13 protein-coding genes, 1 tRNA gene and 1 pseudogene are annotated in these 13607 nt (G+C 73.1%); 7 read left to right on the top strand and 8 right to left on the bottom strand.

Going from position 1 to position 13607, the window contains the following annotated elements:
- The first annotated feature begins 45 nt into the window (after positions 1-45).
- The 4 genes from tmk (at position 46) to AB0J10_RS15060 (ending at position 6764) form a co-directional block, all read left to right on the top strand.
- Positions 46-3177 carry a dTMP kinase gene (gene tmk / locus AB0J10_RS15075; protein ID WP_363061587.1) on the top strand — a complete coding sequence of 1044 codons (3132 nt, stop codon included), beginning with the start codon at positions 46-48 and terminating at the stop codon, positions 3175-3177.
- A gap of 415 nt (positions 3178-3592) precedes the next feature.
- Positions 3593-4798 carry a DNA polymerase III subunit delta' gene (locus tag AB0J10_RS15070; protein ID WP_363061585.1) on the top strand — a complete coding sequence of 402 codons (1206 nt, stop codon included), beginning with the start codon at positions 3593-3595 and terminating at the stop codon, positions 4796-4798.
- 184 nt (positions 4799-4982) lie between these two features.
- Positions 4983-6545, top strand: a complete 1563-nt coding sequence (locus AB0J10_RS15065) for an alpha/beta hydrolase (protein ID WP_363061583.1) — start codon at positions 4983-4985, stop codon at positions 6543-6545.
- A gap of 142 nt (positions 6546-6687) precedes the next feature.
- Positions 6688-6764, top strand: a tRNA-Thr gene (locus AB0J10_RS15060).
- A 225-nt stretch (positions 6765-6989) separates the two neighbouring features.
- Here the strand turns inward: AB0J10_RS15060 and AB0J10_RS15055 are convergent.
- From AB0J10_RS15055 to AB0J10_RS15040, 4 genes and pseudogenes are all read right to left on the bottom strand, one after another.
- On the bottom strand, positions 6990-7220 hold the full coding sequence (locus AB0J10_RS15055; RefSeq protein ID WP_363061581.1) for a hypothetical protein: 231 nt from the start codon (positions 7218-7220) through the stop codon (positions 6990-6992).
- Positions 7221-7227: 7 nt separating this feature from the next.
- The gene (locus AB0J10_RS15050; RefSeq protein WP_363061579.1) at positions 7228-7677 is read right to left on the bottom strand and encodes a hypothetical protein; all 450 of its coding nucleotides are present in this window, start codon (positions 7675-7677) and stop codon (positions 7228-7230) included.
- A gap of 172 nt (positions 7678-7849) precedes the next feature.
- Positions 7850-8218, bottom strand: coding sequence for a hypothetical protein (locus tag AB0J10_RS15045; RefSeq protein ID WP_363061785.1), 369 nt, complete (start codon positions 8216-8218; stop codon positions 7850-7852).
- 128 nt (positions 8219-8346) lie between these two features.
- A pseudogene (locus tag AB0J10_RS15040) lies at positions 8347-8673 on the bottom strand (leucine zipper domain-containing protein); the annotation flags it as partial.
- A gap of 248 nt (positions 8674-8921) precedes the next feature.
- Between AB0J10_RS15040 and AB0J10_RS15035 the strand changes: the two are divergent.
- The 3 genes from AB0J10_RS15035 (at position 8922) to AB0J10_RS15025 (ending at position 10033) form a co-directional block, all read left to right on the top strand.
- Positions 8922-9365: a hypothetical protein gene (locus AB0J10_RS15035; RefSeq protein ID WP_363061577.1), complete on the top strand. Its 444-nt coding sequence runs from the start codon at positions 8922-8924 to the stop codon at positions 9363-9365.
- A gap of 14 nt (positions 9366-9379) precedes the next feature.
- The gene (locus AB0J10_RS15030; RefSeq protein WP_363061575.1) at positions 9380-9745 is read left to right on the top strand and encodes a DUF6233 domain-containing protein; all 366 of its coding nucleotides are present in this window, start codon (positions 9380-9382) and stop codon (positions 9743-9745) included.
- A gap of 78 nt (positions 9746-9823) precedes the next feature.
- A complete protein-coding gene (locus tag AB0J10_RS15025; protein ID WP_363061573.1) occupies positions 9824-10033 on the top strand; it encodes a hypothetical protein in 210 nt (69 codons plus the stop codon).
- A gap of 412 nt (positions 10034-10445) precedes the next feature.
- On the opposite strand, the gene AB0J10_RS15020 is transcribed toward AB0J10_RS15025, so the two are convergent.
- The 4 genes from AB0J10_RS15020 to AB0J10_RS15005 form a co-directional block, all read right to left on the bottom strand.
- Positions 10446-10676 (bottom strand): hypothetical protein, encoded by a 231-nt coding sequence (locus AB0J10_RS15020; RefSeq protein ID WP_363061571.1) that lies wholly within the window; start codon positions 10674-10676, stop codon positions 10446-10448.
- Positions 10677-10735: 59 nt separating this feature from the next.
- On the bottom strand, positions 10736-12733 hold the full coding sequence (locus AB0J10_RS15015; protein ID WP_363061569.1) for a BTAD domain-containing putative transcriptional regulator: 1998 nt from the start codon (positions 12731-12733) through the stop codon (positions 10736-10738).
- A complete protein-coding gene (locus AB0J10_RS15010; protein ID WP_363061567.1) occupies positions 12721-12933 on the bottom strand; it encodes a hypothetical protein in 213 nt (70 codons plus the stop codon). Before AB0J10_RS15010 ends, AB0J10_RS15015 begins: the two co-directional genes overlap by 13 nt.
- A 303-nt stretch (positions 12934-13236) precedes the next feature.
- Positions 13237-13560, bottom strand: coding sequence for a hypothetical protein (locus AB0J10_RS15005; RefSeq protein ID WP_363061565.1), 324 nt, complete (start codon positions 13558-13560; stop codon positions 13237-13239).
- Between the last annotated feature and the right edge of the window lie 47 nt (positions 13561-13607).

Raw genomic sequence — 13607 nt, 5'->3', positions numbered from 1 at the left:
GGGCTGGGCCTCCGGGGAGCAATCTCCTCCGGATAGGCTGGGCGAATGACGCGAGCCGAGCAGCCAACGGCCCAGAGCCCCACCTCTGAACCCGAAGCACGTGCCGCCGACGCACTGGCCGCGGACTCACGCGAGCGCGCCGTACGGTCGCTCCTGCGTGTACCCGCGCTGCGCCGGTTGTGGAGTGCGCAAGTCGTCGGCGGAATCGGTGACGCCCTCGCCCTCCTGGTGCTGGTCCTCCTGGCGCTTCAGACGGCGGTCGCCGAGGGAGCCTTCGGCGGCGGATACCGGGGCGCCGCCTTCGCCGTCGCAGCCGTCTTCGGGATCCGCATACTCGCCACGTTCCTCTTCGGGGCCGTACTCCTCGGCCCGCTCACCGCGCTGACCGCGCCGGGCGGGCCGCTGGACCGCCGCTGGACCATGATCGGCGCCGACGGCGTCCGCATCGCCCTGCTCGTCATCGCTCCGCTGTGGATCGACTGGACCCCGGACAGCGCCGTTGCGTACGTGCTCGCCACGGTCTTCGTCGTCGGCGTCGCCGAACGCTTCTGGACCGTCGCCCGGGAGAGCGCCGCTCCCGCGCTGCTGCCCCCGCCGCCGCTGGAGGGCGCGGCCGTACGCCCGCTGCCGGACCATCAGGACGCCCTGCGGAGGCTGTCCCTCCGCACCTCCTTCGCGGTCGTTCCCGCCGGCGCCGCCGCACTGCTCGCGGCGACGCTGATCGGCAATCTGCTCGGTACCGGCGTCGAGTGGTTCACGGTGCACCAGGCCGCACTCGGGTCGTACGTGGCGGCGGGCCTCTTCGCCGCTTCGCTGTCCGTCCTGGCCGCCGTCGAACTCCCGGACACCCAGACGCCGCGCCCCCGTTCCCCGCTGGAGGGCCTGCGCCGCCCGTCCACCGGCAACGGCCACGACAAGGGCCGTACCGGTGCGGTCCCGCTGCTGGTCCTGGCCTGCGCCGCGATCGCCGGGGCCGTCGCCTCCGCAGCCGCCGTGTCCGTTCTGCACGCACGCGACCTGGGCGGCGGCCCGGCCGCGTTCGCCCTGTTCGTGCTCGCCCTGACCGGGGGCACGGTGCTCGGCGTCCGAGGAGCCCCGGGCGTACTGCCCGCGCTGTCCCGCCGCAGGCTCCTCGCGCTGGTGATCGCCGTCAGCGGCGTGGCGCTGCTGGCGATGGGACTCGTCCCGGACACGGCGACGGTGCTGTTCCTCGCGGTCCTCGCCGGCGGTTCGGCCGGTGTCGCCGCGCACACCGGGCACGCGCTGATCGACCTGGAGACCGAGGAGTTCCGGCGGCCGAGGATCACCGAGCACCTGCAGGCCGTCGTCCGAGTCGCCATCGGGCTCGGAGCCGTCGGCGCCCCGCTGCTGGCCGCCGCCATCGGCCCGCACCGCCTGGCCAGCGGAGAGTTCGTGTTCGCGCACGGCGGCGCCGCGTTCACCCTGATGCTGGTCGGCGCGCTGCTGCTGCCCGTGGCCGTGATCGTCCTCGCCAGGACCGACGACCGGGCCGGCGTGCCGCTGCGCCGCGATCTGGCCGACGCGGTCCGCCGCGGCGCGGACCCCGCCCAGGCACCCGCGGCCACCGGCTTCTTCATCGCCGTCGAGGGCGGCGACGGTGCCGGGAAGTCCACGCAGGTCGAGGCGCTCGCGGAGTGGATCCGCGCCAAGGGGCACGAGGTCGTCGTCACCCGTGAACCCGGCGCCACGCCCGTCGGCAAGCGGCTGCGCTCCATCCTGCTCGACGTCTCGTCGGCCGGGCTGTCGCACCGGGCCGAGGCCCTCCTGTACGCCGCCGACCGCGCCGAGCACATCGACACCGTCGTCCGCCCCGCGCTCGAGCGCGGAGCAGTCGTCGTCTCGGACCGCTACATCGACTCGTCCGTGGCCTACCAGGGAGCGGGCCGCGACCTCTCCCCGACCGAGATCGCCCGGATCTCGCGCTGGGCGACGGACGGGCTCGTCCCGCATCTGACCGTGCTGCTCGACGTCTCCCCGGAGACCGCGCGCGAGCGGTTCACGGAGGCTCCGGACCGGCTGGAGTCCGAGCCGGCCGAGTTCCACCGGCGGGTCCGGGCCGGGTTCCTCACCCTGGCCGCCGCCGACCCCGGCCGCTACCTCGTCGTGGACGCGGGCCAGGAGCCCGAGGCCGTCACCACGGTCGTACGGCATCGGCTCGACCGGATGCTGCCGCTCTCCGAGGCCGAGGTGAAGGCCCGGGAGGAGGCGCGGAAGGCCGCCGAGGAGGAGGCCCGGCGCAGGGCCGAGGAGGAGGCCGCCCGCAGGGCCGAGGAGGAGCGACTGGAGCGTGAGCGCCAGGAGCAGCTCGCGAAGCTGCGCGCCGAGGAGGAGGAGCGCAAGCGCCGCGAACTGGAGGAAGCGCGTCGTCGGGAGGCCGAGCGGCAGGCGGAGGAGTCCAGGCAGCGTGCCGAGGAGGCCCGGCGGCTGGCCGAGGAGGAACGGCGCCGGCGCGAGGCCGAGGAGAGGACCCGCCGGGAGGAGGCGGAGCGCCGCCGTCGGCAGGCCGAGGAGGAGGCCCGGCTGCGGACCGAGGCCGAGGAGCGCCGTCGCGAGAAGCAGCGCAAGGCCGAGGAGGCCCTGCTTCGGGCGGAGGAGGCACGCCGGGCGGCGGAGGCTGCCGCGGCCGCCGCTGAGTCCTCGGCCGCCGAGACGACGGTGCCGACTCCCGTGGTGGGGGCGAACGACGTCACGCAGACGGTCGAGACCCCGCGCCCGCGCGTCGACATGGCGAAGGAGGACGCGGAGACGACGGTCCTCCCCCAGGTGCCGCAGCCTCCGGAGGGGAACACGAGCAGTGCGCGGGGTGCGGCTCCGGGGAACGCGACGGTGTCCCGGGACGCCGCGGACGAGACGGCGGTGCTGCCGCCGGTGCGGGGCGACCGACCGGGGACAGCCGGCGCCGACGAGACGGCGGTGCTGCCGCCGGTGGCGGGCGAGAGCCCCGCGGACCGCGTGCCACCGGGCCTCTTCCGGCACGAGACGTCCGCCCCCGCGGGGGAGGAGCGCACGCGTGAGCTGCCCCAGGTCGACGAGGAGGGCCGGCCGCGCCGCCGTTCCGACTGGGCGGAGGAGACCCCGCTCGACGACCTGCCGACCCTGGCGGACGAACTGCTGGGGCCGCACGACGACGGGGACGACCGGCGCCGGGAGGGCTGAGGGCCGTGGCCCGGAAGGCCACCGGGAGGCTCGCGGTGTCCGGTGCGGTGCGCCGCGCGGCGGAGAGTCGTCCTGGTAGCCGGGCATCCCCCCGCGGAGCATCGCCCTCGCACCGGACGCAGCCGGGTGGTGCGGCGGAACAGCCGGTGCCGTGCGGGGGTGTCGCGAGCCGCTGGCCCTTCCGGTCACGGCAGCGGGCGGATACCCGCCGGTCCGGCCGGGCTCGGGCCATGGCCGGACCGAGCGCCGGGCGCCGGCCGAACCCGGTTGTCCACAGGCGGTGAGGTGTGTCCGACCCCTGCCCCACAATGGAAGGCCGGTGCAGGATCTCGCGGCACCCGGCACCCGGCACGCGGTTCGTGACACGTGGTCCGGAGCCCGCAGTTCGTACGACGGAGTAAGGCGGTGGCGGCGGATGGCCGTGTGGGACGACCTGGTCGGCCAGGAGCGTGTCCAGGAGCAGCTCGCCGCCGCCGCACGGGACGCCGACGCGCTCGTCACGGCGGACGCGGCGGGGGAGCCGCCTCCCGCCGCGTCGAGGATGACGCACGCCTGGCTCTTCACCGGACCGCCGGGCTCGGGCCGTTCCACCGCGGCCCGCGCCTTCGCCGCGGCCCTGCAGTGCACCAGCCCCGACCGGGCGCTGGGCGGCGCACCGGGCTGCGGCTTCTGCGACGGCTGTCACACCAGCCTGGTCGGCACGCACGCCGACGTCGAGGTGGTCCGGACCGACTTGCTGTCCATCGGCGTGAAGGAGACCCGCGACCTCGTCCGCCGCGCCCAGCTGTCACCCGCGGTCGGCCGCTGGCAGGTCATCGTCCTGGAGGACGCCGACCGCCTCACCGAAGGCGCGGGGAACGTGCTGCTGAAGGCCGTGGAGGAGCCCGCTCCGCGCACGGTGTGGCTGCTGTGCGCGCCTTCCCTGGAGGACGTGCTGCCCACGATCCGCTCCCGCTGCCGCCACCTCTCCCTCCGCACGCCTTCCGTCGGCGCCGTCGCCGATGTGTTGATGAGGCGGGACGGCATCGAGCCCGAGGCCGCCGCGTCCGCAGCCCGGGCGACCCAGGGGCACATCGGCCGGGCCCGGCGGCTCGCCACCGACGAGGCGGCCCGCGCCCGCCGTGCGACCGTGCTCAAGCTCCCGCTGAGGGTCGAGGACGTCGGCGGCTGCCTGAGAGCGGCGCAGGAGCTGATCGACGCGGCGACCGAGGACGCCAGACAGGTCTCGGAGGAGATCGACGCCAAGGAGACCGAGGACCTCAAGGCCGCCCTGGGCGCGGCGGCGGGCGGGCGGATGCCGCGGGGCACGGCGGGGGCGATGAAGGAGCTGGAGGACAGGCAGAAGCGCCGTCGCACCCGTACCCAGCGGGACAGCCTCGATCTCGCACTCACCGACCTCACCGGCTTCTACCGGGACGTGCTCGCGCTCCAGCTCGGCTCGACGGTCGCCCTCGCCAACGAGGACGTGCGGGACGCCCTCGACCGGGTGGCGCGCGGCTCCAGCCCGGAGGGGACCCTGCGCCGGATGGAGGCGGTCCTCGCCTGCCGAGCTGCTCTGGACACGAATGTGGCACCGCTGCTGGCGGTGGAGGCGATGACGATGGCCCTGCGCACGGGGTGACTGCCGGGCGCTCCGGAGCCGCGGGGCGGTAGCAGCCGATGGGCGGTGTGGTGGCCGCGCTCTCGGCGTCGGAGGTCCTCCGCGCAGTCCCATGCCCCGGCCGCCGCCGAAGCTTCTTTCCGGGCGAATCACCCATACGGGAGCGAAGGGGCATGATCCGTCTTCGTGCCTATAGGCTCCCAGGATGGACACCAGGCAGTTCCTCAGGACCTCCGCCATCGCGTTCACCACAGCCCTGGGGCTGCTGATCTCGGGCTGCAGCGGCAGTGGCCCGGCCTCGGAGGCGTCCGAGCCTTCCGGTTCGGTGCCGGGAGCGGCAGCGCCCTCCCCGGTGTCGACCGCCGCGCTGAAGCCGTACTACGACCAGAAACTGGACTGGCGCAACTGCGGCGCCCCGGGCTTCCAGTGCGCCACGCTCAAGGCCCCGCTCGACTACTCCAAGCCCGACGGGCCCTCGGTCAAGCTGGCCGTCGCGCGGGTGAAGGCCACCGGCCCCGGCAAGCGGATCGGTTCGCTCCAGGTCAATCCGGGGGGCCCGGGCGGCTCGGCCGTCGGCTACCTCCAGGCGTACGCGGGCGTCGGCTACCCCGCTCCGGTGCGGGCCCGGTACGACATGGTGGCCATCGACCCGCGCGGAGTGGCCCGCAGCGAGCCCGTCACATGCCTCGACGGCAAGGAGATGGACGCATACACCCAGAGCGACCAGACTCCCGACGACCCGGCCGAGGTCGACAAGCTGAGCACCGCCTTCAAGGGCTTCGCGGCAGGCTGCAAGGAGCGCTCGTCCTCGGTCCTCCCGCACGTCTCCACGGTCGAGGCGGCGCGGGACATGGACATCTTCCGGTCCGCGCTGGGCGACGAGAGGCTGTCGTACGTCGGCGCCTCCTACGGCACGTTCCTCGGCGCGACCTACGCCGAGCTCTTCCCGGAACGGGCGGGCCGGCTCGTGCTCGACGGGGCGATGGACCCGTCCCTCCCAGCCCGCCAGATGAACCGCGACCAGACCGAGGGTTTCGAGACGGCCTTCAAGTCCTTCGCCGCCGACTGCACGAAGCGCTCGGACTGTCCGCTCGGGACGAAGTCGCCCTCGGACGCGGCGGCCCGGATGAAGGCGTTCTTCGCCAAGCTGGACGCGCAGCCGGTGTCCACCGGGGAGAGCCGCGAACTCACCGAGTCGCTTGCCACCACGGGCGTCATTGCCGCGATGTACGACGAGGGCGCCTGGCCGCAGCTCCGTGACGGGCTCACCGAGGCCATGAACGGCAACGGCGCGGGACTGCTGGCCCTCTCCGACAGTTACTACGAGCGCGAGAGCGACGGCTCGTACTCCAATCTGATGTCCGCCTACTCCGCGGTCAGCTGCCTCGACCTGCCGCCCGCCTTCACCACGCCCGACGAGGTCACGGCCTCCGCCGCCGACTTCGAGAAGGCGTCCCCCGTCTTCGGCAGGAACTTCGCCTGGGCCTCCCTGAGCTGTGCCTACTGGCCCACGCCCGCCACCGGCTCCCCGCACCGCATCGACGCCAAGGGCGCCGCGCCGATCCTCGTCGTCGGCACCACCCGCGACCCGGCCACTCCCTACAAATGGGCGCAGGCCCTCGCCGGCCAGCTGGACTCCGGGACCCTGCTCACCTACGACGGAGACGGTCACACGGCGTACGGTCGCGGCAGCGACTGCATCGACAGGGCGATCAACAAGTACCTGCTGACCGGGACTCCGCCGGCGGACGGCACCCGCTGCCGGTGACTGGAGGGCCCCGGCGTCCCGTACGACCGGCCCGGAGGAGCTGACCACCCGGGCTGGTCAGGGGCACCCCGAATAACCCTGTAGACTTGGCGCCGCTGCTGATGCGAGCCTGCTCCTGCCGGAACAGTCATATCCGCAGCTTGCCGCCTTAGCTCAGTTGGCCAGAGCAACGCACTCGTAATGCGTAGGTCTCGGGTTCGAATCCCGAAGGCGGCTCCATTCCTACCCAGGTCAGACAGTGTCTGACCTGGGTATTTGCATTCGCGTGCTGACTCTTCGTCAGGTCGGCCGACGATGGGACGGGCAGGGGAGCCCATCGATTGCGTGGATCACGACCATGTCCTCGTGGATGAGTTCCATGAATCTGCGATGGCCGCACCTGAACCACCCGGGGTTCGGTGGGGCCCGTGCTCTGCGGGGTGAGGCCATGGCGCGGTGCGGCCCCTACCGAGAGCTGACGTGCTTCTTCGCGAGTCGGGATCGCCATGCCCAGCTGGTGAGTCCGCCAGCGGCCAGGGAGACGATGATGGCACCCCAGTCGATGACGTGGGGCAGGCCGGGAAAGAAGGCGAAGAAGGCGAGGGCTGCGGCCGCGCCGATGAGAAAGGCGATGATGCCGGCGCGGCGGCGCTTGGTCTCCCGGTCTGGGTCTTCGTTCGTGGGCTGAGTGCTCATGTGCGGCTCACTTCGTGATGTGGTGGCACTGGCTGACCCGACGGGCACCGTTGATGTTCAAGTGGGCGCATGCCTTGCCGTAGTGCGGGAGCGTCTGGGGAGCGTTGTTCCGCATCGGGTCGATCTTGCACTCGGTGTGGGTCGTGCCGCGGGAGGTGCGGTACGTCTTGTTGCCGGTGTTCGCGTAGGTGAAGTCGATCCGCCAGTTGCAGAAGCCGGCGTTGAGTGCTCCGACGAATCCGCAGTCGACACCGGCGTTCTGGTAGGTGATGTCCTTGCCCTTGCCGCGGATGATGTGGCTGAACATGCAGCCGGTGGGGACCTTCATGGTGACGCCACCGACTTGGTAGTCGAAGCTGGCCACGGGTGTGGACCCGATGGCCGTGGCGTGCGCCTGTGCCGGGGCTAAGAGCGCGAGTACGGATGCCGCGGCGAGTGCTGGCGTGGTTCGAGCCATGAGATGAGCAAACATGCTCGGTGCTCCTTTGGGTGGGTGTCCCTGCAGAGCAGACAACGCGGCTGAACGGCCCTCGTATCGTCTCGGTACGACGGTCCACTACGAAGAGTGATCAACAGATAGGAGTGCTGACCGGCTGTTGGGGCTGGAGGGAAGACCGGGCGCGTGAGCGTCACGTGAGTGGGCAGGCTGGACTGACGAGCGTTCCGTCCCGGTCCGCGGCCGCCACCAAACGGTCGGAAAGGGACAGGTAGCGGCTGGCGGCCACCACGTCCGGCGCCGACCAGCGGACCGAGCCGTCGACGACGCTGCGCGCGGCGATGCCGCCCTTCGCCGCCGCGACGATGAGGACATCCCGGACGGGCAACGGCGCCACCGGGTCCTCGGCGAGCGCGGACGGGACTTTCCAGATCGGCTCGGGAGCCTCGCCGAGGACGTAGTCGCCCTTCTTCGCGTCGAGGACGCGCGCCTTCGGAGTCGGTACGGCCTCTGATATGTCGAAGGGGCCGCCGCTCTTCCCGTACCACCACGCGGTGGCCACGCCACCGCCGCGAGCACGGTTCCGCCGACCGCCAGACCGGTGAGCGGCCGGCGCCGTGAGAGCGGACGCGGCGCGGCGGCGCCCGGCGCGGTGGTCAGTTGGTGGAGGCTGTTCTCCCGGGCGGCGATGCGGGTGAGCACGCGGTGCACGGTGGAGGGCACCAGCCGCAGCAGGTGCGCGATGCGGGCTGGTCCCCAGCGACGCAGCAGGCGGACCTTGATGATCCGCCGTTCGGTGCGGGTCGGGGTCCGGTGCGGGCTGGTCCGTGGTCGGGAGGAACGGTCGGACATCCCGGCCTCGCCGAACTGCCGGTAGCGGTCGGCCCAGCGCTGGGCCGTGGTCGGCGAGACCTGGAAGCGTTCCGCGGCGCGTCGAAGGGGCCAGTTGTCCTCGACCACGCAGCGGGCCAGACGCAGACGCCCGGTCTCGGTCAGGGGTGCATTACGGTGGGGCACGAGGGCCTTTCGGTCGGTGTAGACGTCGCAATCCACACCGAACCCGGAAGGCCCTCACCCGTTCAAGATCCCTCAGCCGAGATCTGGATCACCGTCCACAACCTCCCCGGACAGAACACCTAGCCGGTCGTGTCGACATATTGCTGGTGGACGCGGTACGTCGCCGTCCCGTGGCGAGGGTGCCCACGGTGTCCGACACCACCCTTTGCCCTCCCTCCGGATATTCGAACAGGCGTATCATTCTGGCCGTGGCCGAATATGACTTCCCCGACGAGCTGCGCGACGCTCAGCTGCGCCTTCACCGGGCCCGTTCCGCGTACCGGGCGCTGTGCCGGGAGCTGCCGTGGTCCGTGCAGCCCGCCGAAGGATGGACGGGGGAAGAGGGGCACTACTCCAGCTACCGCCGTGAGTTCCCGGAGAGCCCTGGGTGGAGCGAGGAGCAGCGGGCCGAGGAGGCCCGGCTGCGGGAGCTCGTGCTGACGCTGTCGATCGAGGTGTCGACCCACCCGTACTGGGCGGACCTCGAAGGACCGGACGTGGTGAAGGCCCGTATGGCGCTCAAGCACGCCGAGGGCGGGCACGGCGCCCCGCACGGGTCCGGCGGAGTCGGGCCCGGAAGGCCCGGCACGGCGCACCACTCGTCCGGGGACGACTCCGGCGGCGCGCCGCCGGAGAACTCCGCCGCGGCGTGAGCGGGGCGGGGCCCGTGTCCGACCTGTCGCGCTCAGAGCGGATCAGGCTCAACGAGGGCCTGCGCGACTGGCTGGCTTACCAGTTGCGGCAGACCGAGCGCACCCTCGACGAGCTGAAGCGCGAGGAGGAGGAAGACCGGAGGCGCCGTGAGGTCGCCCGGATCGAGATGTCGTGGAAGCTGCAGCCCGCTCGGGTGGAGGGTGCCCAGCCCGTGCTGCACCGGGGCAACTGCGGTCTGTACCGGACGCAGCTCGGCTATCTGGACAAGGAGCACGTCGTGATCGCCCTGGAGGAGTTCCCGCAGCTGGTGATGTGCGAGGTGTGCGCGCCGTGGGGCAGCCTCGGCATCCCCCGGCCGCCCGGGGGGCCGGGGGAGTAGACGCCGTGCGGTCCGGTGTGGGCCGCCCGCCGGACGCGACCGGCTGCGATCACGACCGGAGCGGCGCACCCTGGAGGCATGGCCCCGCCGATCGTCGTGCACCGGCCGTCCCCGTCCGGCGGGCGGCGGGTGACGGTACGCGGGGAGATACTCGGTCTCGCGCACGACGACAGGGACGTGATCGAGTTCCTCCGCCGGGCGGGCCTCCCGGACGCCTGGGACCTCCTCGACGACCCGAACTGGGTCGAATGGCGGGGCGGTCAGGCGCACCAGTGGTACGCGGCGTGACGCGAGTGCCCGCCGACGGCGAGGCGTCACGCAGGGCGTCGACGGCCGTCCACTCGCGGGAGAGGCCGGCGTCTCCCGAGGCGGTGGGCGGGGTGTCCACGCGGACGGAGACCACTTCGGTGTCGCTCGCGGCCTCGTGCACGTCCGGGGTGAAGGCCGGCCGGTCCTTGTTCCGGGTGATCAGGTCGCCGAGACCCGGTTCGAAGAAGGGCACTTCGCCGAGTTCAGCAGTCGGGTCCGCTCGGGCCTGATGTCGCGTACGGCGACCCGGTGACCAGCTCCGCGAAGCACGCTCCCCCGTGACCAGGCCGACGCAGCCCGCGCCGAGGACGGCGATTCCGCGGGACGCTCCAGTCATCGGTGATTCCACTCTCTTGTCTCTCGTGGGGCGCCGTCCGCTCCCGCGGCCGGGTCAGGCGCGGCGCCCCTTGTTCCTCGGGTGGTTGCGGGCGGTGCGCTCGTTGCCGAACTTGTACGAGCCCGTCCAGCGCGCCATCACCTCCTGGGCGTCGCCGGACTCCACCTCCTCGGCGAATCTCGCGGCGCGGTCGCCGCGCAGTGTCGCGGCCTTCCGGCGGCGGTGGGTGATGACGATGGTGCCGTCGGCGCGGGCTTCGTAACTGAAGCCGGAAGGGCTCGGCATGAGTGACCTGCCTCGTCTCTCGGGTCTCGGGGTGCTTCCGGGGCTTTCCGGGCCGGCCGTCAGGCCGTGTCGCCCGTTCTGGTCAGTGCCCAGGAGGAACGCACCGGCAACACTCGTGGGACGGTCCCTTCCTCCTCCGCCAGCATGCCGCCGGCGAAGAGCCCGACCAGCGGGTGCAGCCGGTACGCGAGTCCGCCGGGCCCGTGTACCGCGTACGCCCAGTGGGCGGCGGCCAGGTCGGCGAGGAGCTCCTCGGCCTCCTCGGTGCCGGTCCCCAGGGCGCGGGCGGCCGTGCCGGCCGTCACCGGCTGCGGGCCCAGTGCCGAGTGGAACCGCAGGGCGCGGCGGGCGGCGGGCTCGAGCCGGCGGTACGCGTCCCGGAGACGGTCGGGCAACGACAGGTCGGCGAAGGCCAGTTCGGCCAGGGCCCGGTCCGGGTCGGTGAGCCGTTCGGCGTGCCGGGACAGCGGCCAGTGCGGTCGGGCCGCGACCTTGGAGCCGGCGACGCGCAGGGCGAGCGGCAGCCCGGCGCAGGCGTCGACGACGGCGGCCGCGGCGGCGGGTTCGGCACCCGTGCGGGCGCGGCCCGCCAGCTTCTCGAAGAGGATGCGCGACTCGGACGCCGGGAGCGGCGCCAGCACCGTACGGTTCACTCCCTCCAGCGCGTACAGCCCCGAGCGGCTGGTGATCAGCACCGCGCATCCGTCGGTGACGGGAAGCAGCGGTCGCAGCCGGCGCTCGTCGGCCGCGTCGTCGAGCAGCAGCAGCAGACGTCTGTCCGCGGTACGGGTGCGCCAGGCGCGGGCACGCTCGTCGAGGGTGCCGGGGATCCTGCACTCCGGAACGCCCAGCAGCCGCAGCAGTTCGCCGAGTGCGTCCGCCGTGTCCAGCGGCTCGGGGCCCGACCCGCGCAGATCGAGGTGGATCTGTCCGTCGGGGTAGGAGCGCCTGACGCGGTGCGCCGTCCGGAGCGCGACGGCCGTCTTGCCGATGCCGGGCATGCCGGTCACGACGTGGACGGCCTGGTCGGGGCGGCGCGGACGACGACTGGCGAGAGCCGTGCCCAGTCGCATCACCTCCTGGTCGCGGCCCGTGAAGTCGGCTGGTGCGGGCGGGAGTTCGGCCGGCCGCGGAGGCCGGTCCGGGCGACGCGTCAGGGGTGTGGCCGCCGCCCGTCCAGCCGTGGCCGCGGGGCCCCGTGCGGTCGCTGCCGCGGCGGGCGCGGACTCCGGTGCCGCGTTCTGCGTGCCCCGGGCGGACCGCGGCAGCAGGGACGGGTGCCCGGTCAACAACGCCTGGTGCAGGCGCCGTAGTTCGGCAGAGGGTTCCAGGCCCAGTTCGTCGGCGAGCGTGGCCCGGGCGGCCCGGTATGCGGCGAGTGCGTCCGCCTGTCGTCCCGACCGGTAGAGCGCCGTCATCAGCTGGCCGCGCAGTCCCTCACGCAGGGGGTCGGCGGCGATGAGCGCGATGAGTTCGGGGATGAGCGCGGTGTGCCGACCCAGCTCCAGATCGGCGTCGATACGCCGCTCCAGGGTGACGAGGCGCTCCTCCTCCAGCCGGTCGCGCTCGACGTCGGCGAGCGGGTCGCAGACCCCGCCCAGCGCCACGCCCCGCCAGACGGCGAGGGCGCGGCGCAGCTCCCCGGCGGCGGTCGCCGGGTCGCCGGCGGCCAGGGCCTCGGTGCCCTGAGCGGCCCGTTCCTGGAACTCCAGCAGGTCGACTCGTACGCCGTGTTCCGGCAGCCTGATGAGGTAGCCCGGTCGGCGGCGCTCCACCTCGACGCCGCCACCGAGCAGATGGCGGACGCGGGAGGCGTACGTGTGGAGTTGGGCCGAGCAGGTGGCGGGCGGGTGGTCGTCCCAGAGCAGAGTGGTCAGTCTGGTGTCGCCGACCACCCGACCCCGGGCGAGGAGCAGCGCGGCCAGCACCGTGCGGGGCTTGGGCCCGCCCAGTTTGACCGGAGCGCCGCCGCGATGGGCCTCGACCGGACCGAGCAGGTTGAGATGCAGGGTCTCGGCCGGTGCCGTCGCCGGGGCCACGGCGGTCACGGGCCCCATATGTTGCCGTTCTTCGCCTCGTCGGCGGGCTTGCCGTGGAAGCCGCCGGCCATGGTCGCGGATCCGTGCCCCGAGGGTGCCCCGTGGGTCCCGGGGGCCGCGGTGACGACCGCGGTCACCGTTGCGGCCCCCAGGGCGACTGCGGCGAGCGCGGCCGCCGCGAACGCCGTTCTGTACGTGGCACTGAGGAAAGTCTGCATGGTCCCCCCTGGACGCATCGGCTGAGCAGAGCGGTCCGGGTACGCCGGCCGATCGTGCCGGCCGGTTTGGGCGCCTTTTCCCGTCGATCGGCGCTCTGTCCCGGTGGGATCACTCTGCTAGGGGCCGGGAGCCTTGCCCAGAGGTTTCTCGTGTCAGGGACCTGCAATGGCAGGACGAGGACACGTCTCCTGGCCCGGACGCGCCTTCGGAGCGGGGCTTCGGCCGACCACGGCGCCCGCCCGGGAGAGGGCACCGGACCGGGGCCGAGGCTCCCGCCCCGCACCACGGCCGGCCGGCCGTGGTCAGCCCTCCAGACCGAGCAGTTCCACCAGCAGGGTCAGCGGCATCGCCGAGAGCCTTCTGAACCGCAGGCCGCCGGTATTGCAGCGTCTCAGCACCGTGTCGGCGGCCCGTTCCGACTCGGTCAGAGTGAGATGGGAGAGGAAGAGCACGACATCGAGGGGCGGAGCCGTGTCCCGGGGCGGTGCCGCGGCGGACGGCGGCGCCGGCTGTACGTAGATGTGCTCCACCCCGTCGCCCGGACGAGCCGCCTGCGACAGCAGGGCCCGCACGTCGGCCGGGGAGAGGTGGGCGGGGGATTCCAGCCGGGCGTCTACGAGGTACACGGCCACCCCGCCGCACCGGCCCGGGCATTCTCCCCGGACGCGGCGGC

Source organism: Streptomyces sp. NPDC049887, assembly GCF_040656535.1.
Lineage (GTDB): Bacteria > Actinomycetota > Actinomycetes > Streptomycetales > Streptomycetaceae > Streptomyces.
This window is presented reverse-complemented; position numbering and strand designations above follow the sequence as displayed.